The 26,908-nt window shown below is 57.2% G+C and carries 28 protein-coding genes and 1 pseudogene; 16 read left to right on the top strand and 13 right to left on the bottom strand.

The features are described from left to right. From ACR0DX_RS04775 to ACR0DX_RS04765, 3 genes and pseudogenes are all read right to left on the bottom strand, one after another. Window positions 1-98: pseudogene (locus ACR0DX_RS04775) on the bottom strand ((2Fe-2S)-binding protein); the annotation flags it as partial. A gap of 109 nt (window positions 99-207) precedes the next feature. Next, the gene (locus tag ACR0DX_RS04770; RefSeq protein WP_170353105.1) at window positions 208-1,209 is read right to left on the bottom strand and encodes a molybdopterin-binding protein; all 1,002 of its coding nucleotides are present in this window, start codon (window positions 1,207-1,209) and stop codon (window positions 208-210) included. Next, the gene (locus tag ACR0DX_RS04765) at window positions 1,206-2,174 is read right to left on the bottom strand and encodes an XdhC family protein (RefSeq protein WP_170353104.1); all 969 of its coding nucleotides are present in this window, start codon (window positions 2,172-2,174) and stop codon (window positions 1,206-1,208) included. The genes ACR0DX_RS04770 and ACR0DX_RS04765 overlap by 4 nt, the downstream gene beginning before the upstream one ends. 224 nt (window positions 2,175-2,398) lie before the next feature. On the opposite strand from ACR0DX_RS04765, the gene ACR0DX_RS04760 reads away from it, so the two are divergent. Then, on the top strand, window positions 2,399-2,899 hold the full coding sequence (locus tag ACR0DX_RS04760; RefSeq protein ID WP_170353103.1) for a hypothetical protein: 501 nt from the start codon (window positions 2,399-2,401) through the stop codon (window positions 2,897-2,899). Window positions 2,900-2,901: 2 nt separating this feature from the next. Here the strand turns inward: ACR0DX_RS04760 and ACR0DX_RS04755 are convergent, their stop codons facing one another. Together ACR0DX_RS04755 and ACR0DX_RS04750 are read right to left on the bottom strand one after the other, a co-directional pair. Further along, window positions 2,902-4,158, bottom strand: a complete 1,257-nt coding sequence (locus tag ACR0DX_RS04755) for a vWA domain-containing protein (protein WP_170353102.1) — start codon at window positions 4,156-4,158, stop codon at window positions 2,902-2,904. Then, window positions 4,158-5,066 (bottom strand): AAA family ATPase, encoded by a 909-nt coding sequence (locus ACR0DX_RS04750; protein WP_170353101.1) that lies wholly within the window; start codon window positions 5,064-5,066, stop codon window positions 4,158-4,160. The genes ACR0DX_RS04755 and ACR0DX_RS04750 overlap by 1 nt, the downstream gene beginning before the upstream one ends. 152 nt (window positions 5,067-5,218) lie before the next feature. Between ACR0DX_RS04750 and pyrC the strand changes: the two genes are divergently transcribed. Further along, the gene (pyrC, locus tag ACR0DX_RS04745) at window positions 5,219-6,256 is read left to right on the top strand and encodes a dihydroorotase (protein WP_170353100.1); all 1,038 of its coding nucleotides are present in this window, start codon (window positions 5,219-5,221) and stop codon (window positions 6,254-6,256) included. On the opposite strand, the gene ACR0DX_RS04740 is transcribed toward pyrC, so the two are convergent. Together ACR0DX_RS04740 and ACR0DX_RS04735 are read right to left on the bottom strand one after the other, a co-directional pair. Beyond that, window positions 6,253-7,548, bottom strand: a complete 1,296-nt coding sequence (locus tag ACR0DX_RS04740; protein WP_170353099.1) for an MmgE/PrpD family protein — start codon at window positions 7,546-7,548, stop codon at window positions 6,253-6,255. The two genes, pyrC and ACR0DX_RS04740, sit on opposite strands and share 4 nt — an antisense overlap. A gap of 38 nt (window positions 7,549-7,586) precedes the next feature. Next, on the bottom strand, window positions 7,587-8,033 hold the full coding sequence (locus ACR0DX_RS04735) for a type II toxin-antitoxin system RatA family toxin (RefSeq protein WP_170353098.1): 447 nt from the start codon (window positions 8,031-8,033) through the stop codon (window positions 7,587-7,589). Between the two features lie 73 nt (window positions 8,034-8,106). Between ACR0DX_RS04735 and hpt the strand changes: the two genes are divergently transcribed. After that, complete coding sequence (gene hpt / locus ACR0DX_RS04730; RefSeq protein ID WP_170353097.1) at window positions 8,107-8,649, top strand: hypoxanthine phosphoribosyltransferase; 543 nt, start codon at window positions 8,107-8,109, stop codon at window positions 8,647-8,649. 133 nt (window positions 8,650-8,782) lie between these two features. Beyond that, window positions 8,783-9,142 (top strand): hypothetical protein, encoded by a 360-nt coding sequence (locus ACR0DX_RS04725; RefSeq protein ID WP_170353096.1) that lies wholly within the window; start codon window positions 8,783-8,785, stop codon window positions 9,140-9,142. 4 nt (window positions 9,143-9,146) lie between these two features. Here ACR0DX_RS04725 and ACR0DX_RS04720 read toward each other — a convergent pair whose 3' ends face one another. Together ACR0DX_RS04720 and lipA are read right to left on the bottom strand one after the other, a co-directional pair. Further along, entirely contained in the window at window positions 9,147-10,289 is a 1,143-nt protein-coding gene (locus ACR0DX_RS04720; RefSeq protein ID WP_170353095.1) for an amidohydrolase, read from the bottom strand. Next, the gene (gene lipA, locus ACR0DX_RS04715; RefSeq protein WP_170353094.1) at window positions 10,286-11,236 is read right to left on the bottom strand and encodes a lipoyl synthase; all 951 of its coding nucleotides are present in this window, start codon (window positions 11,234-11,236) and stop codon (window positions 10,286-10,288) included. Before lipA ends, ACR0DX_RS04720 begins: the two co-directional genes overlap by 4 nt. Window positions 11,237-11,500: 264 nt before the next feature. Here lipA and ACR0DX_RS04710 point away from each other — a divergent pair, with 264 nt between their 5' ends. Further along, window positions 11,501-12,049, top strand: a complete 549-nt coding sequence (locus tag ACR0DX_RS04710) for a peroxiredoxin (protein WP_170353093.1) — start codon at window positions 11,501-11,503, stop codon at window positions 12,047-12,049. 48 nt (window positions 12,050-12,097) lie between these two features. On the opposite strand, the gene ACR0DX_RS04705 is transcribed toward ACR0DX_RS04710, so the two are convergent. Together ACR0DX_RS04705 and ACR0DX_RS04700 are read right to left on the bottom strand one after the other, a co-directional pair. Then, window positions 12,098-13,021 (bottom strand): hydrogen peroxide-inducible genes activator, encoded by a 924-nt coding sequence (locus ACR0DX_RS04705; RefSeq protein WP_170353092.1) that lies wholly within the window; start codon window positions 13,019-13,021, stop codon window positions 12,098-12,100. A 49-nt stretch (window positions 13,022-13,070) separates the two neighbouring features. Continuing rightward, entirely contained in the window at window positions 13,071-14,177 is a 1,107-nt protein-coding gene (locus tag ACR0DX_RS04700) for a DUF6456 domain-containing protein (protein ID WP_170353091.1), read from the bottom strand. Window positions 14,178-14,419: 242 nt separating this feature from the next. Between ACR0DX_RS04700 and ACR0DX_RS04695 the strand changes: the two genes are divergently transcribed. Beyond that, the gene (locus ACR0DX_RS04695) at window positions 14,420-14,719 is read left to right on the top strand and encodes a DUF6477 family protein (RefSeq protein WP_170353090.1); all 300 of its coding nucleotides are present in this window, start codon (window positions 14,420-14,422) and stop codon (window positions 14,717-14,719) included. Here the strand turns inward: ACR0DX_RS04695 and ACR0DX_RS04690 are convergent, their stop codons facing one another. Next, window positions 14,720-16,264, bottom strand: coding sequence for a trimethylamine methyltransferase family protein (locus ACR0DX_RS04690; protein ID WP_170353089.1), 1,545 nt, complete (start codon window positions 16,262-16,264; stop codon window positions 14,720-14,722). Between the two features lie 155 nt (window positions 16,265-16,419). Between ACR0DX_RS04690 and ACR0DX_RS04685 the strand changes: the two genes are divergently transcribed. Further along, window positions 16,420-17,121, top strand: a complete 702-nt coding sequence (locus ACR0DX_RS04685) for a DUF2270 domain-containing protein (protein ID WP_170353088.1) — start codon at window positions 16,420-16,422, stop codon at window positions 17,119-17,121. Here the strand turns inward: ACR0DX_RS04685 and ACR0DX_RS04680 are convergent. Next, the gene (locus tag ACR0DX_RS04680) at window positions 17,118-17,564 is read right to left on the bottom strand and encodes a GNAT family N-acetyltransferase (protein ID WP_170353087.1); all 447 of its coding nucleotides are present in this window, start codon (window positions 17,562-17,564) and stop codon (window positions 17,118-17,120) included. The genes ACR0DX_RS04685 and ACR0DX_RS04680 overlap by 4 nt on opposite strands. An 81-nt stretch (window positions 17,565-17,645) precedes the next feature. Between ACR0DX_RS04680 and guaA the strand changes: the two genes are divergently transcribed. From guaA to ACR0DX_RS04635, 9 genes are all read left to right on the top strand, one after another. After that, window positions 17,646-19,205, top strand: a complete 1,560-nt coding sequence (gene guaA / locus ACR0DX_RS04675; protein WP_170353086.1) for a glutamine-hydrolyzing GMP synthase — start codon at window positions 17,646-17,648, stop codon at window positions 19,203-19,205. Window positions 19,206-19,303: 98 nt separating this feature from the next. Beyond that, window positions 19,304-20,209, top strand: a complete 906-nt coding sequence (locus tag ACR0DX_RS04670) for a DMT family transporter (RefSeq protein WP_170353085.1) — start codon at window positions 19,304-19,306, stop codon at window positions 20,207-20,209. A 128-nt stretch (window positions 20,210-20,337) separates the two neighbouring features. Further along, window positions 20,338-21,468, top strand: a complete 1,131-nt coding sequence (locus ACR0DX_RS04665) for an OmpP1/FadL family transporter (protein WP_170353084.1) — start codon at window positions 20,338-20,340, stop codon at window positions 21,466-21,468. Window positions 21,469-21,567: 99 nt separating this feature from the next. Next, window positions 21,568-22,464 carry a DMT family transporter gene (locus ACR0DX_RS04660; protein WP_480845318.1) on the top strand — a complete coding sequence of 299 codons (897 nt, stop codon included), beginning with the start codon at window positions 21,568-21,570 and terminating at the stop codon, window positions 22,462-22,464. A gap of 49 nt (window positions 22,465-22,513) precedes the next feature. After that, entirely contained in the window at window positions 22,514-23,386 is an 873-nt protein-coding gene (locus ACR0DX_RS04655) for an ATPase (RefSeq protein ID WP_170353082.1), read from the top strand. 38 nt (window positions 23,387-23,424) lie between these two features. Beyond that, window positions 23,425-24,342, top strand: coding sequence for a homoserine O-acetyltransferase MetA (gene metA / locus ACR0DX_RS04650; protein ID WP_170353081.1), 918 nt, complete (start codon window positions 23,425-23,427; stop codon window positions 24,340-24,342). Beyond that, entirely contained in the window at window positions 24,332-25,285 is a 954-nt protein-coding gene (locus ACR0DX_RS04645) for an alpha/beta fold hydrolase (RefSeq protein WP_480845315.1), read from the top strand. The genes metA and ACR0DX_RS04645 overlap by 11 nt, the downstream gene beginning before the upstream one ends. 49 nt (window positions 25,286-25,334) lie before the next feature. After that, complete coding sequence (gene ppk2 / locus ACR0DX_RS04640; protein ID WP_170353079.1) at window positions 25,335-26,204, top strand: polyphosphate kinase 2; 870 nt, start codon at window positions 25,335-25,337, stop codon at window positions 26,202-26,204. An 89-nt stretch (window positions 26,205-26,293) separates the two neighbouring features. Beyond that, window positions 26,294-26,908: a TetR/AcrR family transcriptional regulator gene (locus ACR0DX_RS04635; protein WP_170353078.1), complete on the top strand. Its 615-nt coding sequence runs from the start codon at window positions 26,294-26,296 to the stop codon at window positions 26,906-26,908.

Below are 26,908 nucleotides of genomic sequence, written 5' to 3'. Positions count from 1 at the left end.
ATCCCCAAATGATCACGCAAAAATCCAGACAATAACGTCCGACCCTCAACTTCACCGCTCACAGCTACGCCGTTCACAGTCATCGAAATCTGTGCCATGAAATCCTCCCGTTTCGTATTGTTCCTCGGGTCGAGTTAAACACGCGGGTTTTCATTTGAGAACAAAAATCTGAGACGGTTCAGAGGATTGTCGGGCAAGCCCACCACTTCAGGGCTTTCGCGAAGACCGGGGCTGCGGGCGTGTCGGGATCTCTTTCAGTAACCCACCGACACCCATCCCTGCGATGTCGAGCCCCGTTGTTTCGATCCCGCAGGCCACGCGGGACAAAACCCAATCGGCCCCGTTCAGTGCAGGTGAACGCGCGCAGCCCGGCAAGCCAATCACGGGCCGCTCGCCAAGCGCTCCGAGAAATAGAAGGTTGCCCGGATCGACCGGCATTCCGAACCGGTCCACTTGCCCTCCGGCGGCGCGTACCGCCTCGGGAGCCACGTCGTACACGTCAGACGTGGCCGAGCCGGTCAGGATCATGACGATATCCCCCTCAGCGTCGGACACAGCCGAGGACAAAGGTTCCGCCTGATGCGGGACGATCCGAGCGTCTGACAGTTCCATCCCCAAGGCTTCGACACGCCCCCTGATTGCGGCAATCCCTTTGTCATTCGACGGGCCGCCGGGAATATCAGTCACCACTAGACCCGCAGTTTTGTGGATCGGCGAGACCATACGGATCGATGCCTGCGCCAGACGTGCCGCGTGCATCACATCGCCTCCGGGCACGGCATAAGAGATAACCTTGATCGTAGCCACCATGCCGCCTTCGCCCATCTGCTGGTATTGCGGAACAGTCGCGACGGTGATCATCGGGTTGACGCGATTGAAGGCCTCCAACGCCTCAACATCCAGCACGGCGACGCCTGGTACATCCGCCAGCAGATTCACGCGTCCGGTGAAAGGTTGGGTCACGCGTAAACACGCCTCGGTTGGGTTCGGAACCAAGGCGGCGGCCAGCATCCGGGCGGCCTCATCCTCGTGACAGTCACCCGGTTCAAGTCGCGCGACAGTGACGGAGCCAAAGCCAGCCTCGGTCAGGTCGTTGATGTGGTCTGCCGTCAGCGCGATGCCTTTGCGCAGCTTACGGTCACCGACCTTGATCGAATGGGCTAGGATCGTGCCGACGGCCTCGGCAACGGGGACAGGACCGAACTTCACGCTTTGCCTCGTAACACGGCGGTCATCTGTGCCAATATGGCGACTGCAATTTCGGACGGATCGGCAGCCCCGATATCCAGACCAACCGGACCATGAATGCGGGCAATCTGATCTTCGGTGAACCCGGCCTCGGTCATACGAGCCACGCGTTTGGCGTGGGTCCGGGTCGAGCCGAGAGCACCGATGTAAAACACCCCGGCGGCCAACGCTGACTCCAGTGCCGGGTCGTCCAGCTTGGGGTCGTGGGTCAACAACACCACAGCGGTGCGCGAATCTAGACCCAGCTTGGCAACAGCCTCATCCGGCCAATCGGTCAGTATGTTTTCACCCGGAAAACGGGCGCTGGACGCAAAAGCATCCCGTGGGTCGATAATCGCGGGGTCATACCCTGCAATCCGTGCCATCGGCACCAGCGCCTGCGCAATATGAACCGCACCCACGACAATCAGGCGCAAAGGTGGGTTGTGAACAGCCACAAAGGTCTTGCCGTCCTCTTCGAACCCCGAGCGATCCATGCGCAGCCGGTCGGCATACGCGTTGCGACGCAGCGCGCGGTGGCCGGTCTCGACATTGACCTCATAGGCGAGTGGTACTCGCGCGGCCCGCGCCTCGACCAGATCACGAAGCATGGGTTCGGGCAGAACGCTTCCGATGGGCTCGACCAGCACCCGGATCGTCCCTCCACAGGCCAGACCAACGGCAAACGCATCTTCGTCGCTGACACCAAATTCCAACAGACGTGCTTCGCCTTCATCTATGGCCTCAAGCGCTTCGACGATCACAGCGCCTTCGACACAACCGCCCGAAACCGAACCTTCGATCCGACCATCGCCGCCAATGACCAACTGCGCGCCCACACGGCGCGGGGCGCTTCCCCAAGTCTCAACCACGGTGGCGAGCGCGGCCTTTTTGCCATTGCTGAACCAGCGCAGCGCAGTTTCTGGGCTGTTGTCGAATCTGTCCATTGCACCCTCCCATAGTGCTTTGACCCAACATAGGCAGGTTTGGCCAGATGAAAAGGAACCCCGACTTTAAGGTCAGACGCCGCAGTCAGGCTTCGGCGCGAATTGGCTGAGTTTTTACCATTTTCTGCAAAGCATTGATTGTCTACAGAGCAGATTCTAGCCTACACATACATCTGCTGCATTCCAGCATGCGCATATTTAATTTTCACAAGGGAGACAAAGAGTTGAAACGCATTTTTGCACTCGGAACAGCAATCGGACTTTTGGCATCCACGGCAGTCAGTGCAGATACATTCCTGCGCTATGGCGAGGTCGAGGGCTGGAAGGTATTCATTGATCAGGACAAGAAATCCTGCCTGATTGAGGCTATCGATGACTCCGAAAACGTAGTTCAGATGGGGCTAACCGAAGATCGCGGCGTTGGCTATGTGGGCGTCTTCACCAAAGAAAAAACCGACATCAAGCGCGGCGATACCGAGGCTGTGGCAATTCTGCTGGGCGACAACCTCTATATCGGTGAAGCCACCGGCATGAAGGGTAACATCACCAAGGGGTATTCGGGCGGTTACGTTCTGTCCAATGATCCCCAATTCGCTGAAGACATTGCCAAGCAAAAGGTGATGCTTGTCTTCCCCGAGAAGGAATTTGCCTTCACCGTGGATCTGACTGGCACCTACAAGGCCATGGAAATGGCCCGCAAGTGCAATGAAGAACAGCTGAGTTAACCCTAACTCGAAAGCGCGGTCATCAGCCGCGCTTTCTCACCCATGTCATCGGGTTTCGAGATGACCTCGGCCAGATCCTCGAGCGAGGAAATAGAATGCCCGGCCCGAAAGCTGTCCACATGCGGCAGCATCGCGGCCACGCCCTGCGCCTTAGGTGCAAACCCGTCCCAGCGCAGCAGTGGGTTCAGCCAGATCAGACGGCGGGCGGAAAGGTGCAGACGCTCCATCTCTTTCCCCAGCGCTTGCGGTTCGCCCCGGTCCAATCCGTCCGAGATCAGCAGAACCACCGCACCCTGCCCCATGACGCGCCGCGACCAGTCGCGGTTGAACGCGTGCAGGCATTCGCCGATGCGGGTGCCGCCCTCCCAATCCTGCGCTTCCGCCCCAGCGGCGGCCAAAGCGGCGTCCACATCGCGCTGATGCAGGTGGCGGGTGATATTGGTCAGCCGCGTCCCGAAAGTGAACGCGTGAACCTTGGCCCATCCCGCGCCCTTCGCGTTCGAGACCGAGTGCAGAAAATGAAGGATAATGCGGCTGTATTGGCTCATCGAGCCCGAGATATCACACAGCACCACCAGATTTGGCCAGCGGGTTCGGGGTTTCTGACGGGCGATTTCGTGCAACTCTCCGCCCTGGCGCATGGCGGCGCGCAAGGTGCGGGCGCGGTCGATCCTTTGCCCAACATGGCTGGCTTGACCGCGCCGGGATTCGATTGGTTTTATGGGTAGCGTCATACGGGCCAATATGCGCTTGGCCTGAGCGATCTCGGCGGTGCTCATCTGTTCAAAATCCAGACTGCGCACGCGTTCCTCGGTCGAGGCGGTTTGTGAGGCGTCGATCTCAAGCTCAGTTTCTTCGCCCGTGTCTTGCGTCTCTGGCTGATCGCGTTCGACACCATCCAGCAGCGCCTCGGCCGCGCGCTTTTCGCCCGCGTCGGCCTTGCGGTCTTCCTGAACACCACGGATCGCCGGCAGCATCATGGCCATCATATGCTCCATATACCGCGGGTCGCGCCAATACATGCGAAAGACCTGCGCGAACACTGTGCGATGTTCGGGACGGCTCACGAAACAGGCGTGCAGGGTCCAGTAGAAATCCTGCTTTTCCGAGAACCCGGCAGCCTGCACCGCGCGGATGGCATCGACAACACGGCCCGTACCTATGGGCAAGCCCGCCTTGCGCAGGGCCCGCGCGAAATGGGTGATGTTCTGCGCCAGTTTGGGGTCATCTGGGATATCTAGGGGAACCTGCTCCGCCATCACACCGGTTCGAGCGTGGCTTTGGCTTCGTCCAGAATACGTTTTGCCTCAGACCCTTGGAGTTTCTGGATGTCGTCTTGGTACTTCAGGATAGCGCCCAGCGTATCGCCGATCACTTCGGGGCTGAGGTTGATCACATCAAGCGCCAGCAGGCATTTGGCCCAATCGATCGTCTCTGCAACGCCGGGTTTCTTGAACAGGTCTTCTGTGCGCAAATGCTGAACGAAGGCCACCACCTCGCGGCTCAGCTGCTGTGCCGCTTCGGGTGCGCGGGCGTGGAGGATTTCGATCTCGCGCTCGAAATCGGGGTAGTCGACCCAATGATAGAGGCAACGGCGTTTCAGGGCGTCATGCACCTCGCGCGTGCGGTTCGAGGTGACGATGACAATGGGCGGTTCCGGCGCTTTAACAGTGCCCAGTTCGGGGATTGTAACCTGAAAATCGCTGAGCGCCTCCAGCAGGAACGCCTCGAACGGTTCATCCGTGCGGTCAAGTTCGTCGATCAGCAGGACCGGCGCGCCGTGTTCATCTGGGCGCATAGCCTGCAACAGCGGGCGTTCGATCAGGTAGTCGTCCGAAAACAGCTCGGATTGCAGGGCACCCCGGTCGGCGCCGCCCGAGGCTTCGGCGGTGCGGATTGCCACCATTTGCGCCGGGAAGTTCCATTCGTAGACAGCCGAAGACGCATCCAGCCCCTCGTAACACTGCAGTCGGATCAAACGGCGGTTCAGCCCGGCGGCCAGCGCCTTGGCGATCTCGGTCTTGCCGACCCCGGCCTCACCCTCCAGAAACAACGGGCGGCCCAGTTTCAGCGACAGGAAGACGACCGTGGCCAAGGCCCGCCCGCAGACATAGCCCTGATCGCCCAGCATAGTCTGAACGGCGTCGATGGAATTTGGCTGCGTCATGGCGATCTCCCTCGGGGCACAAGAGGTCACGACGGCGGGCGCGCGTCAAGACCAGGGCTTTGCAAGGAGTTACGACGTTCGGGCATATTGACAAGGGGCAGCCGTGCATTCTGGGCCTTTCACGGCTACACGCACTGTGCTAGCCGGGGGCCATGACCGATACCCTGACGATCCGCCGCCCCGACGACTGGCACCTGCATCTGCGCGATGGCGCGATGCTTGAGGCCGTCCTGCCCGAAACCGCGCGCCATTTCGCCCGCGCGATCATCATGCCGAACCTCGTGCCGCCTGTGGTGCGCGGCGATCAGGCCGCCGCCTATCGCGACCGTATCCTGGCCGCCCTGCCCGACGGGATGAGCTTTGAGCCGCTGATGACCCTCTATCTGACCGAGGACACGGATGCCGAAGACGTCGCCGCCGCCCATGCCAGCGGGCTGATCAAGGCGTGCAAGCTGTACCCGGCTGGAGCCACGACCAATTCGGCCTCGGGTGTGCGGGATTTCGACAAGGTGCGCCCGGTGCTTGAAAAGATGGCCGAGATTGGCCTGCCTATGTGTGTGCATGGCGAGGTCACGGACTCTGACATCGACATTTTCGACCGCGAGGCCGTGTTTATCGACCGTGTTCTGGACCCGATCCGTAATTCGACCCCCGGCTTGCGCGTGGTGATGGAGCATATCACCACCGCAAACGGTGTGGACTACGTCAAGGCCAATGACACCGATCTGGGCGCAACGATCACGGCGCATCACCTGATCATCAACCGTAACCATATTCTGGTTGGCGGGATCAAACCGCATTACTACTGCCTGCCCGTCGCCAAGCGCGAAGAACACCGGCTGGCACTTTTGGCTGCTGCGACCTCGGGTGATGCAAGGTTCTTTTTGGGCACCGACAGCGCGCCGCATACGGATGCGAACAAGGAAATGGCCTGTGGCTGTGCCGGGTGCTTCACCGCGACGAACACGATGTCACTAGTGGCCGAGATGTTCGACCGTGAAGGGGCGTTGGACAAGCTGGAAGGGTTCACCTCGCTCAATGGCCCCGGTTTCTATGGCCTGCCGGTGAATGAGGACACGATCACACTAACCAAGGGCGAACCGGTCGTGTATCCCGAAAAAATCGACTCTGGTGACGGGCCTGTCACGGTGTTCGACCCAGGATTCCCGCTGCATTGGCGCGTGGACTAATCCGCTAGCAATGCCGCCAGATCGCGGGCGCGGCCTCCGGTGCGCAGCATCGACCAGATCGCGTCCGCCTCGTCACCTCCGATCAGCTTGGCAGCCTTGCCACGCACCCGATCCTCACGCTCGGACAAGGGCAACGGGGTCAGAAGATCATGACTGGCCTCTTTGCGCGCGCCGTCACGGCGCAACAGGGTCAGGTGGGCTTGCGTCTCGGACAGCGTTTCATCCTCCTCGACCGTGACGCGGTCGCGCAGCGATGTCAGGCGCGGATCGGCGCAGGTTTTCTCGGAATAGCTGGCGGGCAAGGCGGTGTCATATCCCAGCGCCTGCATCGCAATCACCGTCCGGTATGAAAACTTGGCCCCCAACCCGGTGGTCGGAGACATCTGGTTGCACACGCTCATCCAGCGCGGATGGGTCTTGACCGTGATCTCGGCCACTTCGGGTTCGGCGATGTCCAACGCGCGCGCCGCCTCTAGCGCCGCGTGCAGCCCGTGGCAGCAAGCGTGAAACTTATGGCTTACGGATGTGAACAGCCAATCCTCGCCCAATCCATCCAGAGCGGTCTGCACATCACCCTGCCCCTGATGGGTGGCCCCAAACCCACAGGGGCCTTCCAACGCATCTGCACTGGGGTCGAACCCCTTGGCGATCAGCAGAGCCGCTTCGACCCCGGCCGAGGCCGCAAGCCCCGCGTTATAGGGCTTCCCCATCGTGCCAAATTGCGCCTTCAGCCCCGCCGCTCGGGTGGCCGTCAATCCCAGAACCTTGCGCATCTGCCCAGCGTCAAACCGTAGGATGCGGCCCGCTGCGACCGCTGCCCCGAAAGCCCCGGCGGTGGCCGTTTGATGAAACCCGGCCTGATAGTGGTCGCGCCCTAGCCAGAGACCGACACGGATTGAGACCTCCATCCCCACCAAAGCGGCCTCAAGAACATCCACCAGAATGCGGTCGTCCCACTCTCCAAGCGCAAGGGCCGCTGGCAGAATGGCAACCGAGGGATGGCCAATATGGGCGAAATGCGTGTCGTCATAGTCCAGCGCATGGGACACCGTCCCGTTAACCAGTGCCGCACCTCGCAAGGGCGCGGCCCCACCGCCGAACAGATGCGCCTGTGCTTCGCCGCCCTCGTCAAGAACCAGCGCGCGTACGGATTTCGAAACGGGCTCGTCTTCTCCAGCCCGCCCTACGGCCAGCCAATCCAGAACGGACAAAGACGTTACAATCCGAGCCTGCTGCGACGTAGATACGGGACTGGCCGCGAACCCGGCCAAGGCGTTGGTAAAATCACTCATGCGGCGCAGTCTAGCGTGCGCCGGGGATGGGTAAAGCCTCAGCTGTACAAATCTGCGGCGCGGGCCTCGAAGGCTTTGACCACCCGCTGCATGGCCTCGTTGAACACGACGCCGATGATGCCCTGCAGGATGGCATTCTTGAACTCGAAATCCACATGGAACGAGATGTTGCAGCCCCCATCAGCCGCGTCTTCGAACCGCCAGTCGGATTTCATGTATTTGAACGGCCCGTCCAGATACTCGGTGTCGATCCGGCGATCCTCGGCGTGTAGCGTCACACGGCTGCCGAACCGTTCGCGGAACACTTTGAAGGAAATCACAAGATCGGCCTCTAGCACCTGGGCCTCGCCCGCCGCATAAGTGCGCCTGATCCGGGCCGCCGCGCACCACGGCAAAAACTGCGGGTATTTGGCCACATCCGCGACAAGGTCATACATCTGCTGAGCGGTATACGGCAGGTGACGTGTCTCGGAATGGGTCGGCATGGCGGTCCGCTATTTGCAGGTGACAATGGCGCGTCATGTCGTATGTTGCGCGCCAAAGATCAAGGGGGCAGTGATGACAGACCGCGCATATGTGATAGATGAGATGATCTCGGCCAAGGCCATCGCCGCCCGGATCGAAGAACTTTGCCGCGAGATCACGCAGGAATTCGGCAACACCGACAAGTTGGTTGTTGTGGGTCTGTTGCGCGGCAGTTTTGTGTTCATCGCAGATCTGGTGCGCGAGCTGGATCTGCCAATCGAGGTGGATTTCCTTGAGGCGTCCTCGTACGGCGACTCGATGGAGAGCAGCCGTGAAGTACGCATTCTCAAGGACTTGCGCGGCGCAATTGAAGGACGCGATGTGCTGGTCGTCGAAGATATCGTCGATACTGGCCATACCCTGAACCACGTGACCAAACTGTTGCGCAGCCGTAAACCCGCGCGGCTGAAATCCATCGCCTTGCTCGACAAGCCCAGCAGGCGCGAGGTCGATTTTCGCTCAGACTGGATCGGGTTTGAAATACCTGATGAGTTTGTCGTGGGCTACGGCATCGACTACGCGCAGCGCAATCGCAACCTGCCGTTTATCGGTAAGGTTCGATTTGTCGAAGACTGAGCGGCCTTCTGACCTATCCATCTTGTGCAAGTAGCAGTGGTTAAGCTTCCCAAAAATTCATCTATTGGAATATTATTGGACATTTCTCCCAGCAAGAGACTACCATTCGAGTACTTTGGGAGGTTTTATACATATGAAAACACTGTCTATTGGGATTCTGGCGGCTTTCGCGCTAGGCGCAACAGTTGGAATTGCGGATGCAAAAGACAACAAGGGCAAAGGTAAAGGCCCCGACAAGTCGAAAATTGAAAAGTCGCTAAAAACAAATAAGGGCGTCGGTGTACCGCCCGGACAGATCAAGCGCTATACGCGAGGTCAGAAAATCCCTAATGACTTGGATTTTGACTACCTTGACGATCTGGATGGTTGGAAGTTGAAACCCCTGCCCGCCGGTCAGCGGTATATCCGCGTAGACGACGAAATCCTGTCGATATCCGATGACACAAAGACAGTTATTGATGCCGTTGGAATCGTCGGTGATCTTGTAAACTGAGGGCTCAGCCTACAAGAGATCGAATTGCTGCACTGAATACATCTACCCCTACAGGGATCAGCGCATCCGGAAAATCATAGTCCGGGTTGTGCAATTGCGGGTGCGCTTGTCCGGCACCCAGCCAAAACATCGCCGCCGCGGCGCTTTTGCCAAACTGGCCGAAATCCTCGGAAAATTTCTGGGGTTCCGTCGTAAAAGTACAAGGAACGCCGAGCCCGGCGCAGGCCTCAGCTACAGTGGCAACAGCCTGCGCGTTGTTTGTGCAGGCCTCGAACACATCCTCATAGGTGATTTCAACCGCAAGACCCTGGGTTTCTGCGGTTTGAGTGACAAGCCCTTCGGCTTCGGCGATCAGGTTCTGCATCCGAGTGTCGGATACGGTGCGCAGCGTCACCCACAGCTCGGCCGCGCCCGGGGCGACGCCAAACGTGGGTTCGCCCAGTCGGGCGTGGGTCACAGTGGTCAGGGCGAAATCGGCATTCAGTGCGCCGCCCGATCCCAAACCAGCAAGTTGCAGAATCAAAGACGCAAGCGCTTTTGCCGGAGAGACTCCATCCTGCGGCTCCGCTGCGTGCGAGGTCTTACCCTTAAGCACAACTCTCATCCCGCGTGACGCACAGTTGGCAGGGCCTGCACACAACGACACCTCACCCAGCGCGAGGCCGGGCAGATTGTGCAACGAAAATACATGGTCCGGCGCGATGGACGCGAACTGGGGATCAGCGCGAAAGGCTGCAGCCCCCTGCCCGGTCTCCTCAGCGGGTTGAAAGATCAGAACCACGCGGCCCTTTTGCGGGCGGGCTTTCGCCAGATGATCCGCTACGCCCAAAACCATGACCATATGGCCATCATGTCCACACAGATGCCCCCTGCCCACCACGCGCGAGGCATAGCTTGCATCCGATATTTCCTGAATCGGCAGCCCGTCCAGCTCGCACCGGATCGCCACTGTGGGCCCGGGCTGGCCGCTGTCGAATATTCCACCCACGCCATGCCCGCCGATCCCGGTCAATACCTGATCGGCATCGCGCGCGCGCAATTCATCAGCGATCCGGGCGGCCGTTTCGGTCTCCTGCCCGGACAATTCAGGATATTGATGCAATTCGTGCCGCAGCCGGGTCAGCCGGGCCAACGCCTCGGGGCTCACCCTTGTTCGAGCTTTGCCTGACGAGCGTCACGCAGGCGCGCAAAGTCGTCACCTGCGTGATAGGACGAACGCGTTAGCGGAGTCGCCGATACCATCAGGAAACCTTTACCAAAAGCAGCCTTCTCGTATGAAGCGAACTCCTCGGGCGTTACAAAGCGATCAACACCGTGATGTTTTGGCGTCGGCTGTAGGTATTGGCCAATGGTCAGGAAATCGATATCAGCAGCGCGCATGTCATCCATAACCTGCCGAACCTCTTGCTCGCCCTCACCCAGACCAACCATGATGCCGGATTTGGTGAAGATCGAGGGGTCCATCTCTTTAACCCGCTGCAACAGGCGCAGGCTGTGGAAATAACGAGCACCGGGGCGGACTTGCGGATAGAGGCCGGGAACGGTTTCCAGATTGTGGTTGAAAACATCCGGCTTGGCCTCGACCACGGTTTCCAGAACCGCAGGATCACACTTCAGAAAATCGGGGGTCAGAATCTCGATCGTGGTCTTGGGCGAGCGATGACGCACGGCGCGGATGGTCTGCGCAAAATGCTCAGCCCCACCATCGGCAAGATCATCACGGTCCACCGAAGTGATAACCACGTGGTTTAGCCCCAGCTTTTGCACCGCATGGGCCACGCGGCCCGGCTCGAACGCGTCCAGTTCATCAGGGCGGCCAGTGGCGATGTTGCAGAAGGTGCAGCCACGGGTACAGATTTCGCCCATGATCATCATGGTGGCGTGGCCCTGGCTCCAGCATTCGCCGACATTGGGGCACCCTGCTTCTTCGCAGACGGTGACCAAATTGTTTTCACGCATAATCTTGTGCGTTTCTGCATAACCCTTGCCCCCCGGTGCCCGCACCCGAATCCATTTCGGTTTTTTCGGCTGCGCATTGTCCTGACGATGCGCTTTTTCGGGATGACGTTGTTCGGGGATCTTCAGATCACGCACGGCGGCTTTCCTGACTTAGGGTCACTTGAGTGGGATTTAGTACATTCCTGTGTAACAAGCTAGCCCACCCGTGCATAGCTGCCATGACCGCGCACCATGCATCCGCAGAATACTGACTGTACTGATTCAATCGATTATTGCTATATTTCAGCGTCTTCCAATAAATATCAGAAAATTCGCATCTGCGAAAACAATCGCATTGAAGCACATTTAGAACTGTTTTAAATCCGCCTCAATTCACACAGGAATCACAGGAATTTGAACATGAAGACCGGGACCGAACTGCCGAAAGTGACCTTCCGCACCCGAGTGCGTGACGAGGCCGTCGAAGGCCCCAACCCCTATCGCTGGGAAGACAAGACCACCGCAGATTACTTCGCCGGCAAGCGCGTGATCCTGTTCTCGTTGCCCGGTGCATTCACGCCAACCTGCTCGACCTACCAACTGCCCGGTTTTGAAAACGGCTTTGCCGACTTCAAGAAAAACGGCATTGATGAGATCTACTGCATGTCGGTCAATGACAGCTTTGTCATGAACAAATGGGCGCAAGATCAGGGCTTGAAGAACGTCAAGGTCATTCCCGATGGATCGGGTGAGTTCACACGAAAGATGGGGATGCTGGTCGACAAAGACAATCTGGGATTCGGAATGCGTTCGTGGCGCTATGCGGCCATCATCACCGACGGCGTTGTCGAAGCGTGGTTCGAAGAGCCCGGACTGATGGATAACTGCCCCGAAGACCCCTATGGCGTGTCATCTCCGGAAAATCTGATGACGCATCTGGAAGCAGAGAAAGAACTAACTCTGGCCTGATCGCGACTTTGAGTACCTCTGCAAGACCCGCCCTGTTGGCGGGTCTTTTCATGTCCGCGTTGCCGAAACGATATCCGTTCCGACAGCTCGGATGACCCCGGCCAGACTGTCGAACCAGTCTTCACCCCGGGTAGAAATCCGGCGCACCAACCCTACGGTCCGGAAGGGTTGTGGTGCGCCGAAACGCTTTAAGCTTAGACCTCGCACAGCACCAATCTCAGCCTGCGCGGCCAGTTCCGGCATCAAGGTCAAACCAAATCCCTCGGCAACAAGACGCGACAATGTCGCCAGCGAAGAAGCCCCCATATTAATCAAGCCGCTGCTGCGGTCCTGACCGCAGACCTCCAGCGCTTGATCTGTCAGGCAATGCCCGTCGTCCAAAAGCATCAACTGAGTGGTTTGAAGGTCCACCGGTCGCAAAGCCTCGGTGTCGCGCTGCATGGTTTGCAACCGGCCAGCACTGCCCGCCAGTAAAAACCTGTCTTCGAACAAAGGCTGCTCGAACAACTCAGAGCCGCCCGAGGGCAGAGCCATGACCCCCGCATCAATGTCACCAGCCCGTAGCATGTCCAACAGTCGATCGGTGCGCGCCTCGCGAATCTGCACGCGCAACGAAACGTCCATCGTCCGCAATCCTGCTAAGACACCGGGTAGAATATAGGGTGCAATCGTCGGGATGATCCCGATCGACAATGACCGGTGACCGCCCGAATGATCCCGAGCAAACTGGTCGAGACGACTAGCGGCCCCCAAAACCTGCTGCGCATAGTCCAGAACATCCCGCCCCAACGGGGTTAACAGGATGTCCCGCGCTTGCCGTTCAAACAGCGGGCCGCCCAGCGTTTCCTCAAGCGTTTTGATCTGAACTGACAGGGCGGGTTGTGACACGTTGCATTTCTGCGCCGCCCTGCCGAAATTTCGCTGTTCGGCCACTGCGCTGAAATATTGAAGTTGTCGGAGTGTAAAATTCATAACCCCTAATTATCTCAATGCCCGTTTTTCGCAACCGCAAATTATCGCGCTAACCGATCATCCGGTTCTTTTCGGCTTGGCTCTCATAGTGGCGTTTCAACCGTTGAAGTGCAATCCGCAGCACAATTTTACCCGAGCGTGCCGACCACCCCATGCGTTTCTCGGCCAGTTCCAAACCCTCCAGGTAACAACAGCAGCGCAGTGCAACATCGCTGAGTCCCGGCCCCAGATCGGACAGAGCCCGCTCGACCCGATCGCGCGCATCGGACGAGCCCCGCCCGTCCTTCACACCCGCGCCAAAACTGCCGCGCCCTCCTGCCGTCAGGAAATGATCCCAGTTCTGCGCGACCTCAGGACCGATCTGAGCAAGTTCAAAATCCTCACGCAGCCTCTCACCCGCCCGAACCAGTGCTTCGTCCAGAAAAGGTTTTCCGTCCCGATCCCGACGCCGCGCCAAGGCGATCAGAGGGCTTTCAGCGGCGCTGTACCGTATGCGCCGCGGACGTTCCGTCTTTGCAGCTCCCACTTGCGCAAGGGATGAGGCCGTCTGAAACGGCGCTTGTGCCTCGGCCAACCCGAATTCATTTCGGTTACGTGCCTTGTTTTCCGCCTCGGCCACAAGCTGGCTAAGCGCAGCACGGCCCGAAGTCGAAATCCGATAACGTGAAATACGTCCGGGGTTATCGCACGTGATCCAGTCTTTCAAAGCCAAGGCTTGAGCGGTTTTGCAATCCACTACAGCCGTCCGCGTGGTACCGCTGTCACCCGCATCGCGCACCACAACGGCCTTATCCATTTCTTCGGCCACGGCTAGGACTGACCCAGTTTCGCAAAGCCGCCTGAGAACACGCATCGCCTCTCGATTGAATTTTTCCTCGGCCGCAGCAAGATCGTCTTCCTGAGCGGCCGGAAAGGTGCAACTCAGTTTAGCTGTGTCCGAAAAATGAGCTTCCGCGAGCGTCTGAAGCGCGGCATCCACCAGCGGGTCGTCTCGCCGCATCTCAATCCGGCGAATTTGTCTGAGTATGGTCGACGCATGGCACCCCGCTGACCGCGCTATATCGCGGATCGACTGACCGGTTTCGGTATGCGCGAGATACCTCTGCGCCCCTTCGGGTACCCAAGCCGGAATGGTAAAAGCCACGTTATTTTCCATAGTTACTTGCCCTCGTCGACAAAACAATTCCGTTCCCAATCGCCCCCGATAAATGTGTTAACCAATTCTAACTAGAGCCGCTTTCGTTACTCGTTCGTTAACCAACAGGGACGAAAACCAGATTTGCTTCAAAATCATAAACACTCATGAAACCATCGTTCGGAGGGAATGCTATTAAGGCAACGCCCGCTTAGGTTGTGTGACAAAGAGGGTAACTTTTACTCGGACCAAGGAACCCCGACATGCAGGACCTGATGACCATGATAGCTGCCCTTCGCCGCCCTCGTTTGCTGGCGCGGGCCGCAAAACACGGAGCGCAGGACTACGATCGAGATCGTCATCTTCAACGCCTGTTGGGCTATGGTGCACTGCCCGGATCTGGCGCGGCACTCATGCAGTTGATGGAAATGGAGAAAGATGTAAACGCACAAAGGCTGACCGAAGACGCAGCCTATTCTCTGGTCCGCCATCTGGACCTGTTGATCGCGTTACTGGGCGAGGCGCAGCTGTACAAGGCCAGCCGCGCCGCGCAATATCAGTGATCAGGCAAAGGCATCCGGCATAGAGGCCTTTTTCTTTTCGATATACTCATTCAGAGCGGCATGGATCGCCGGGTCGAGCTGCGGCTGCTGGTAGTTTGCCAGCAGATGTTCGACCCGCGAAGTGGCCAGTTGCCGTGTATCCCGACCGCCTTCATCTTCCCAGGTTTCGAACGGCTTGTAGTCAAGCAGTTCCGATTTCCAGAACGCGTCCTTGAAGTTGGCCTGCGTGTGGGCGCAGCCAAGGTAGTGACCACCGGGGCCCACTTCGCGAATCGCATCCATCGCCTGTGCGTTGTCGTCAAAGGCGACGCCTTTGGCCACGCCGTGCAGAACACCCAACTGATCAGCATCCATGACGAACTTTTCAAAGTCCGCCACCAGACCACCTTCCAGCCAGCCGCAGGAATGCAGCATAAAGTTAACACCGGCCATCAGCCCCATGTTCAGCGAGTTCGCGGTTTCATATGCGGCCTGCGCGTCAGGCAGTTTCGAGCCGCAGAACGACCCTGCTGACCGGTATGGCAACCCAAGGCGTCGCGCCAACTGACCGGCGCCATAGGTAACCAAAGACGCCTCAGGCGTACCGAAGGTTGGCGCGCCCGAATTCATGTCGATCGACGACACAAACGCGCCAAAGATCGCTGGTGCGCCGGGACGGATGATCTGGCTATAGGCGACACCGGCCAGAACCTCGGCCAGAACTTGCGTCAGCGTCCCCGCTACCGAAACCGGAGCCATCGCACCGCCCACGATGAAGGGCGAGATGATGCAGGCTTGATTGTTCGCGGCGTACACCTCCAGCGAGCCCATCATCACATCGTCGAAGGTCATCGGCGAGTTGATGTTGGTCAACGAGGTCATGACGGTGTTTTCCTGCACGAACTCTTTGCCGAACAGAATCTCGCACATCTCGACCGAGTCCTGCGCGCGGCTTGGGTCGGTAACCGAACCCATGAAGGGTTTGTCCGACAAAGTCATATGCGCCATCAACATATCCAGGTGGCGCTTGTTCACCGGCACATCTGTCGGTTCGCAGACCGTACCACCCGAGTGGTGCAACCACTTGGACATGTAGGCCAGTTTCACGAACTTGTTGAAATCATCCATGGTCGCATAACGACGACCACCCTGAGCATCACGCACAAATGGAGGGCCATAAACTGGTGCAAGAACCAAGTTGCGGCCGCCGACAACCACCGATTTTTCTGGGTTTCGCGCGTGCTGCGTGAATTCGCTGGGCGCGGTTTTGATCAGTTCACGCGCCAACCCTCGGGGGATACGCACACGCTCGCCATCAATGTCGGCACCGGCGTTCTTCCAGCGCTCTAGTGCAGCGGGGTTGTCGACAAAGTTGACGCCAACCTCGGCCAGAATGGTTTCAGCGTTGCTTTCGATAATTTCCAGCGCTTCCTCGTTCAGAACTTCAAAGTTCGGAATGTTGCGCTCGATATACTTCGCCGTTTCGATACGAACCGCAGTACGCTCGGCCCGGCGGGCGGCCCCGCCACCGCTTCTGGCTCTGCGTCGGGTGTTTGCCTCTGTCATGAGATGATCCCGTTAAACATGTTCACGTTGGACATTGTGTTACCGGAACAGCCGGAGTCACCAGACGTGGATTACGTCGCAATAGGGGTAAAAGCGACATGATCCGTCATTCGCTTTTGTTTTGACCCCATTTCACGAATGCTCAAAATGTAAGCATGGATTCGGAAACGCCTCACGCCGCGGGCCCATCTGCGGAACGAAAAAGTCTGGACGCGGCCGAGATTGGTGCAGTTGCGCACCTATACCGCGGAGAAGTCTACCGGAGCACGATCTGGCGAACACGACTGGACACCACGACCAACTGGGCAGTTGTCACATTGGGCGTTGCGCTGTCGATTTCTTTTTCATCGCCCGAGGCTTCGCCGCTTCCACTGGTACTTGTTGGCGTTCTGATTATCCTTTTCCTGATGCTCGAAGCGCGGCGCTACCGGTATTTCAATGTGTGGCGCGCCCGGGCCAGATGGCTGGAAACCCATTTCTATGCACCACTTTTGTATGACGGCGATCTTCACATGGAAGAGAACTGGCAAAAGGTTTTGGCTCAGGACTATTTGCACCCACGCTACCACGTCAGCCTGATGATCGCGATCGGGCGGCGAATCCGAAGGAATTATCTGTGGATTTTACTGATCCAGAGCCTTGCCTTTTGCGTCAAGATTTCGGTCCATCCGACACCGGTTGAAAGTTTTCATCAGGCCCTCGATCGAGCGGATGTCGGCCCCATTCCCGGTGAGTTTCTTATTCTCACAGGCATTTTCTACATACTTTGCTGGTCCCTCATCGCGATCTGGAGTTACCGGGCAGATGTCAGCCGTGCCTCTCATCGAGGTCGCGAAAAGTCGGAATCGATGGGCTAATCTGCTTCGAGTGTTTTTTGCATGGCCACGGAATTTCCGCTGACTTCTGATTCAATCCAACCCAGATGCGCATAGATCGCGCGGGTATCTCGCATCAGCCGATGCGTGCGCAATACCATCAGGGTGCATCCGGCTTCGCGCGCTTCGGCCTCGGCCCGGGCAAGCAGCTTTCCGGCTATTCCCTGCCCTTGTGCCATTGGTGATACGGCCAGATTGAAAACCTTCATCTCGGCGCCTTGCCGTGCAAAAATGATCACCCCCGCCAATCGGTCATCTGAAACGGCAATAACCACCCTATTGTCAGCGATATCCTGATCAATACCCGCAGTCACATCCGGTAAATCGGTAAGGTATTCACGCGCGCTTAAATAAGCCGCATTTATGCAATCAGTGATCGCCGTGGCGTCTTTCTGAGTCGCGTTCGCGAAACGAATGGCAGTCATTGATCCAATCTCCCTCTCGTATCTGGTCAGAAACACCTCATAACGCTTGCACATAGCCGCCGCGCGACCTAAGAGCCAACCATGAGCCAGACATCCCATGACCGCCTATTGATCATCGACTTCGGCAGCCAGGTAACGCAGCTTATCGCCCGTCGCCTGCGCGAGCTTAACGTCTACTGCGAAATCCACCCCTACCAGAATGTTACTATGGACTTTGTGCGCCAGATGGCACCCAAGGCTGTAATCTTCTCAGGCGGACCGGACAGCGTCACACGCGAGGGCTCACCCCGCGCCCCGCAAGAAATTTTCGACTATGGCGTGCCGATCCTTGGCATCTGCTACGGCCAGCAAGTGATGATGCACCAACTGGGTGGCAAGGTCGAAAGCGGCCACGGTACTGCCGAATTCGGTCGTGCCTTCGTCACTCCCAAGGGTCAGCTGGACATTCTGGACGGTTGGTTCGCCGAGGGTGACGAGCAGGTCTGGATGAGCCATGGCGATCACGTCAGTGAAATCGCTCCGGGGTTTGAGGTGTTCGGGACGTCTCCAAATGCGCCCTTTGCCATCACCGCCGACAGCGCGCGCCATTTCTATGCAGTACAGTTCCACCCCGAGGTGCACCACACCCCCAAAGGTGCGAAACTGTATGAGAATTTCGTCAAATTGGCCGGGTTCAGCGGCGACTGGACCATGGGCGCCTATCGCGAGCAGATGATCGAACAAATCCGCGAACAGGTGGGCGAAAAGAAAGTCATTTGCGGTCTTTCCGGCGGCGTCGACAGCTCGGTCGCAGCGATCCTGATCCACGAGGCGATCGGCGACCAGTTGACCTGTGTGTTCGTCGACCATGGGTTGCTGCGCAAGAACGAGGCCGAGGAAGTCGTCGGCATGTTCCGCGACAACTATAACATCCAGCTAATCCACGCCGATGAAAGCGAGCTGTTCCTTGGTGAGCTGGAAGGCCAGTCCGACCCCGAGACCAAACGCAAGATCATCGGCAAGCTGTTCATCGACGTGTTCCAGAAACACGCCGACACCATCGACGGGGCCGAGTTCCTGGCACAAGGTACGCTCTACCCGGATGTCATTGAATCGGTGTCCTTTTCCGGCGGCCCCTCGGTCACGATCAAGTCGCACCACAATGTCGGCGGCCTGCCCGAGAAAATGGGCCTGAAGCTGGTTGAACCCCTGCGCGAACTGTTCAAGGACGAGGTCCGCGCTTTGGGCCGCGAACTGGGCCTGCCTCAGAGTTTCATCGGTCGTCACCCCTTCCCCGGCCCCGGCCTGGCGATCCGCTGCCCTGGCGAAATCACCCGCGAAAAGCTGGAAATTCTACGCGAGGCAGATGCCGTCTATATCGACCAAATTCGTAAACACGGCCTTTATGACGAGATTTGGCAGGCCTTCGTGGCTATCCTGCCCGTGCGCACCGTGGGTGTAATGGGTGACGGGCGCACTTATGACTATGCCTGCGCCCTTCGGGCCGTGACCTCGGTCGATGGTATGACCGCAGATTACTACCCCTTCACCCATGAATTCCTGGGCGAAACCGCCACGCGGATCATCAACGAGGTCAAAGGCATCAACCGATGCACTTATGACATCACCTCGAAGCCTCCGGGCACAATCGAGTGGGAATGACGCAAAAAGCCGGGCCATCGCCCGGCTTTTTTGTTTCTGCGCGTCAGATTTCCGGTTACGTATCAGAACAATACACATCAGAGTTAACAGGGCCTTGCATGGAAACTTCCAGACCGCAAATCGGCAAGGCCGCGTTATGGATGCTCGGTGCGATCGCTTCGTTTTCCTCAATGGCGGTGGCCGGACGCGAGCTGAGCGTGACGCATGACACGTTCGAAATCATGTTCTACCGCAGCATTGTCGGCATCTTGGTGGTCGGCCTTGTTCTTACGGCAACCGGCAGTTGGCATCAGGTCTCAACGCACAGGCTGGGGCTGCACGGCGTTCGGAACGTGTTGCATTTCACCGGGCAAAATCTGTGGTTCTACGCCGTTTCGGTAGTTCCGCTGGCGCAAGTGTTTGCACTGGAATTTACGCAGCCCATCTGGGTGATCCTGTTGTCCCCGCTCCTGCTGGGTGAGCGTTTGACCACAATTCGCGTCCTGTCGGCCCTGATCGGATTCCTCGGTATCCTCATCGTGGCGCGTCCGGGGGCCGTTCCCCTTAGCGCGGGCGTAGTGGCCGCTGCCATGTCAGCGATCTTCTTTGCCCTGACGACGATCTCGACAAAAAAACTGACCCAATTCGCAAGCATCGGGTGCATTATGTTCTGGCTGACTGTTATTCAGGCCGGCCTCGGGTTTGCCGCTTCTGCATTCGATGGCCAGATCACTTTGCCGACATTATCAACCGCCCCTTTCCTGCTGCTCGTCGGGCTGGCTGGGTTGCTTGCGCATTTCTGTATTACGAACGCTCTGGCGATTGCTCCGGCCACAGTTGTGGTGCCTTTCGACTTCGCCAGACTGCCGACAATCGCGATTGTCGGGGTGATTCTCTACCAAGAACCACTGGATCACTGGACGCTTTTAGGGGCCGTTGTGATCTTTGCAGGTATCTTTCTGAACGTTCACGCCGAAAATCGTAACAGTTTAGCAACAGTTCCTCGCGACACTCAGCGCAAGTAACGCACCGTCACCAGTTGACGCTAAAATGAACCCCGAGTGAATATTGAGCATCATAAGTAAACACCACACTGCGCGCACTCACATCACAGCACTGCGCAGCATACAGGAAAGTATAAGGGAGGAAATTCATGAAAAAGGCGCTTCTACAAGCGTGCGCTTTGTGCGTTGGCGCGACTGGCGTGCATGCCGCAGGACTTGATCGCAGCGGTCAGGGCATCAACCTGATTTTCGAAGATGGTTCGGTGGTCCAGGCGCGCCTGGGTTACGCAAACCCAGATATCAGCGGTGAGCAGAATGGTGTGGACTCCGGAAACGTCGGTGAAAGCTTTTTCTCTCCGGGTCTGGGCTACAAACGGGCCCTGACGGATAAGTTGGATTTTGCGCTTCTTTATGATCAGCCTTTTGGTGCAGACGTTGAGTACCCGTCGAATTACCCGCTTTCTTTAAACCCCCTTGCACCATTTGGTGGACGAACTGATGTTCTGCGTGCAGAAGCCGATGTCGATGCCATCACCGCCGTGCTTCGTTACAAAGTTGGAAACGGTTTCAGCGCGCTTGGTGGTATCCGAGGTCAGCGAATTGATGCAAACGTAGCGGTTCCCGCCGTCTTGGGTTACGAGGTGGATTTCGACAACACTACGGATTTTGGATATCTGGTAGGTGTTGCTTGGGAACGTCCTGAAATTGCCGCGCGTGTTTCTTTGGTCTACAATTCTAAGATCACCCACGACATAGGCACTACTGAATCTTTCAATGCTTTGGGACCGACAGGAGTTGTTCTCCAGACCGTGGACTCAACAACCAGGGTCGAGACGCCTCAGTCCATCAACTTGGATTTCCAAACCGGCGTTGCACCTAAAACTCTGGTCTTCGGCTCTGTGCGTTGGGTTGATTGGCCGCAGGCTGACGTTTCGCCTCAGGCGTTCACAGCGCTGCCGCCCAACAGTGATCCACTTGTGAGCTTTGCTGACGAAACGTTCACATACACACTGGGTGTGGGCTATCAGTTCTCGGATGAATTCTCCGGAGCATTCTCCTTGGGCTATGAAAGAGACACAGGCTCCGAGGTGTCCAACCTGGGCCCGACCAACGGTTTCTGGAGCGTCGGCGTCGGTGGCACCTACTCGATTGAGAAAGCTCAGATCTCGGGCGGTATTCGCTACACAGATATCGGCGACGCGACCACAACCACTGGCGGCGAGTTCAGCGGAAACTCGGCCTGGAGCGTCGGTCTGCAGCTGACCTACGCGCTGGATTAATCAGATTAATCCAAACCATTCAAAGGCCCCGCCAAATCGGTGGGGCTTTTTCGCACGTTTCGGGTCGCCTCCAGCCTTGGCGATATGAGAAACAAACATATGGCTAATCAAAAACACCTCTCTGGCCGCGCATGGGCCGAGCTTTTACTTCTGGGGCTGATCTGGGGTGCATCCTTTTTGGCGATCCGCATCGCTTTGGACACAATCCCTGTGATGACTTCTGTTCTGCATCGTGTGTTCTGGGCGATGCTAGCTTTGTGGCTAATAGTCTGGGCAAAACAACAAAGCGTCCCGACCGACCTGCGTACATGGGGTGCGTTTCTTGTCATGGGGCTGCTAAATAACGCTATCCCATTCACCCTTATGGCATGGGGTCAGTTGTATATCGACACCGGGCTGACATCGATCCTCAACGCGGCCACGGCGGTTTTCGGTGTATTGGTTGCCGCCATGCTGTTCCGGGACGAAAGGCTGACTAAAGCCCGCGCCCTTGGTGTCGGGTTAGGTTTTCTTGGTGTCACTATCGCCATTGGCTGGCGGAACTTTGCGAGCTTTAACATACAAAACGTCGCCCAACTGGCGATCATTGCCGGCGCCCTATCATACGCTTTCGCCAGCGCATGGGCGAGAGTTACGCTTGCACATCTTCCCCCAACCGTTGCAGCGGCGGGGATGTTAACTGGAGCTACGGTGGTGATCCTTCCCATAACCATGATGACCGACGGGATACCTGTGCTCAATCTGCCTGCGATAACGTGGGTCGCGATCACATATTACGCCCTGGTCGCGACCGCAGGTGCGTACCTTTTGTATTACCGCGTTCTGGCTATGGCGGGTGCAGGAAACCTGATGTTAGTAACACTTGTCATTCCGCCCATCGCCATTCTGCTGGGCAGTGTCCTGAGGGACGAAGCCCTTCCGGTACAAGCATATCTAGGTTTTGCGGTTCTCGGACTTGGGCTGCTAATACTTAACCGATCCGCTGCGCGCGATTGACGCCGCCGCTGCCCCGAATTAGCAAGGTCGAAAAAAGGGATAGCGGTCGATGATCTACAATTCGGCGAAAGAGTGGCGGGACGCAGAGCGGAAGAAAGTGCTTTTCTTCGGCATGTCAGGGCTTGGCAAAACCTATGTCTCGAATGTCCTGAGAGATTCTGGAGACTGGTTTCACTACTCGATCGATTATCGCATCGGCACACGCTACATGGGCGAATACATTATCGATAACGCCAAAGCCCAAGCCATGAAGGTCCCTTTTCTGCGCGATCTTCTGTTGTCGGATTCGATTTACATTGGCTCGAATATCTCGTTCGAAAACCTGACCCCTGTTGCCGCTTACCTGGGCAAGCCGGGCAATCCTGCGCTCGGCGGGTTGGAGCTGTCGGAGTATCGCCGCCGACAAGAGCAGTTTCGCCTGGCCGAAATTCACGCTCTTCTGGACACCGAATATTTCATTGATCGTGCCAAGCGCCTGTACCAATATCCGCATTTCATTTGCGACACGGGCGGTTCTATTTGCGAGTGGGTTGATCCCGATGATCCGCGCGATCCGGTCTTGTCGGAATTGTCGCGCCAGACATTGATGATCTGGTTAAAAGGCGATGAGGATCACACCGCCGAGTTGGTCCGCAGGTTTGACAAAGCCCCTAAACCGATGTCCTACCAGCCAGAGTTCCTGACACGAGTTTGGGAGGAATATCTTGCAGAACAAGGCTGCAGCGCGACCGAGGTCGATCCAGATGCTTTTGTTCGGTGGACCTATGCGCGCGCGTTAGCGCATCGGCAACCGCGCTATCAGGCGATGGCCGACAATTGGGGCGTGACGGTCACTGCAAATGATATGCACAGCGTTCGTGACGCGGGTGATTTCGATGAGTTGATCGAACGCACCCTTGAGACCCGCGCTAACCACGCTTAATTACCGCCTCTACACTGTAACTCCAAAGGCTTGCACTGATGCCAATCAAGATTCCTTCCGACCTGCCCGCATTTGACGTCCTCTCGAAAGAGGGTGTCATGGTCATGGCCGAGGATCAGGCAATGCGTCAGGATATTCGCCCTTTGCGGATTGGGTTGCTGAACCTGATGCCGAAAAAGATTCAGACCGAAAACCAATTCGCCCGCCTGATTGGCGCGACGCCCTTGCAGATCGACCTGTCGTTGATCCGGATGACCGAGCATCGCACGAAAAATACTGCGGCCGAACACATGGCTGAGTTCTACCGCCCGTTTCAGGAGGTCAAAGATCAGAAATTTGATGGCCTGATCATCACCGGTGCACCTATCGAACATCTTGAGTTCAATGATGTTACCTACTGGGACGAAATCAGCGAAGTCTTTGAGTGGACTCAGACCAATGTCCATTCGACTTTTGGCGTTTGTTGGGGTGGAATGGCAATGATCAATCATTTCCACGGCGTCAAAAAGCACATCCTGGACGCCAAGGCGTTTGGCTGTTTCCGTCACAGTAATCTTGCACCCGCGTCGCCCTTCTTACGGGGGTTTTCGGACGATTGCGTTATCCCTGTCAGCCGTTGGACAGAAATGAAGCAATCCGAAATCGACACCGCCTCGGGGTTAAAAACGCTTTTGGGCAGTGACGAAGTCGGACCGTGCCTTGTCGAGGATCAAGCCCACCGCGCGATCTATATCTTCAATCACTTCGAATATGACAGTGATACGCTGAAACAGGAATATGACCGCGACGTGGCCAACGGTACCCCAATCAACGTGCCAATGAACTACTACCCTGACGACGATCCAAGTCGCCCGCCGCAGAACCGATGGCGCAGCCATGCGCATTTGCTCTACGGTAACTGGGTCAACGAAATTTATCAGTCCACCCCGTTCGAGATGGAAAACATTGGCCGTTAAAGCGCTTATAACAGTTCTTTTGCTCGTCATCGGGCTTGCCGTCATCACCACTTGGCGCGAGTCGCACAACAAGGCGCGCGCGGAAACTGCTTTCCCACCAGAGGGCCAGATCATCGACGTTGATGGCGTCGGCATTCACGCTTTCATAATGGGTAATGGCCCCGATGTTGTTTTGATCCATGGATCGAGTGGCAACACACGGGACATGACCTTTGCGCTGGCGCCGATCCTTGCCGAAAACTACCGGGTTATCGTATTCGACCGTCCCGGCCTGGGATATAGCGACAGCTTTAATCCCAACGGGGAAACTATTGTAGAACAAGCGGAAATATTGCAAAAAGCGGCTGAAAAACTTGGGGCCAAGAAACCTATAGTAGCGGGGCAAAGCTATGGGGGGGCTGTGTCTCTGGCATGGGCAGTGACGCGTCCTGATAACCTTTCAGCGCTGGTCCTGATTGCTCCTGCTGCCATCCCGTGGGAGACACCTCTTGATGGGTTCAACAAGATGGCCTCAACACCAACAGGAAATGTGCTGGCGCTGCCGCTGATCAGTGCGTTTGTTCCGGAATGGTATGTCGAACAAGCTTTGGATCGCGTCTTCGCGCCTCAGACGGCCCCTGAAGGATATGCAGACCATTTTGGCACCGGCTTAACGATCCGTCGTGCTTCGATGCACGCCAACGCCAAGCAACGGGCCAACCTTCTGGAAGAAGTGCGCGCCCTGCAACCCAGCTATAAGAACATCGACGTACCGACCGAGATCGTACACGGCACTGCGGATGACACCGTGGGTCTTGGTTGGCACTCACATCGCTTGATCGAACAGATTCCCGGCGCAGAGCTGATCGAGCTTGAGGGCATTGGCCACATGCCGCAGGTCGTCGCAGCCCCCGAAGTCGCCGCAGCCATTGATCGCGCAGCCCAAAGGGCAGGTTTGCGTTAATTCGCCGGCTAATCCATAGTAAGTTATGGGTTTTATTGTGAGGTGAAGTATGGCCCGGTCTGAAAAAGGCTCTATTGAAAAATACTTTCGTAAAGAAGCGCCAAGGGATGTCCGCTCGGCCATCGAGAAATCCGACAAAGACGACATCCTCAACCCATCATACCCTTACAACGAACGCATGAAGCGTAAGGACTATGACAAGCAGATGGAGGCTCTGCAGGTCGAGCTAGTCAAAATGCAATCTTGGGTAAAAGAATCCGGCAGCCGCATTGCGCTTATTTTCGAAGGCCGCGATGCCGCAGGTAAAGGCGGTACAATCAAACGGTTCCGAGAAAATCTTAACCCGCGCGGGGCACGCAATGTTGCGCTCAGTAAACCCTCGGATCAGGAACGCAGCCAGTGGTATTTCCAGCGCTATATCCAACATCTACCTGCGGCGGGAGAAATCGTGTTTTTTGACCGCAGCTGGTACAACCGCGGTGTTGTCGAAAACGTTTTCGGTTTTTGCGAAGCTGTTGAGCGCGAAAGATTTTTCCGACAGGTACTGCCGCTTGAGACCGGGCTGATCAATGACGGTATCCAGTTGTTTAAGTTCTGGTTGAATGTCGGTCGCGCCGAACAGTTAAACCGGTTTCTTGCGCGCGAAACTGACCCCCTCAAACAATGGAAACTTAGTCCAATTGATGTCGCTGGGCTTAGTAAGTGGGACGAGTACACGCAATCGATCAGCGAAACACTGACCCGCAGCCATTCTGACCACTGTCCCTGGACGATCGTTCGTTCCGACGACAAGAAACGCGCGCGTTTGGCTGCAATCCGGACGGTTCTGCACGCGGTCGACTATGATGAAAAAGACGCAGATGCCATCGGTGAAAATGACCCGAAAATCTGTGGCGGTCCGGACATCTGGGATGCATGAGTGTTCCACGGTTGCTATTGGACGAAGCCCGGTCACGGATTATGTCGAAATAACAACAAACAACGACAACAAAGGCAGCTGATCAGGAGATGACGAAACGCGGGTATCACCACGGCAATCTAAAACAAGCGCTGATCGAGGCTGCTTTGTCGCTGATTGAAAAGAAGGGCCCGACCGGCTTCACTTTATCCGAGGCCGCAAAGACTGCCGGGGTTACACCCGCTGCAGTGTATAGGCACTATCAGGGTCGCGAGGATCTGATTGCCGAGGCAGCTCGTCAGGGTTTCGAGATGTTCGCGGATCTGATGCAATATGCCTACGACAAGGGGCAACCGTCAGCTTTGGCCGCGTTCGAGGCGACCGGTCGGGCCTATCTGGCTTTTGCCCGCAAGCATCCCGGTCACTATATCGCGATGTTCGAAAGTGGCATTTCGCTCAATCGTACGCCGGAACTTTCACTGGCCGCGAACCGCGCCAAAAGCGTACTTGAAAAGGCCGCCGCTGACCTGTCCCAACATATCCCACCAGAAAAGCGCCCTCCGGCCTCGATGTTCAGCGCGCATATCTGGGCCATGAGCCACGGGGTGGTAGAGCTGTTTGCGCGCAATACTGGTGCAAGCTCTCCCTTCCCGCCCGAGGACTTGTTGGAATCAGGGATAGGCATCTATTTGCGCGGACTGGGACTGGTGCCACCCGACGAATGA

The sequence above is a fragment of the Ruegeria sp. D3 genome (assembly GCF_056534465.1).
The sequence above is the reverse complement of the archived record's forward strand: the minus strand, read 5'-3'. Positions and strand labels throughout refer to the sequence as shown.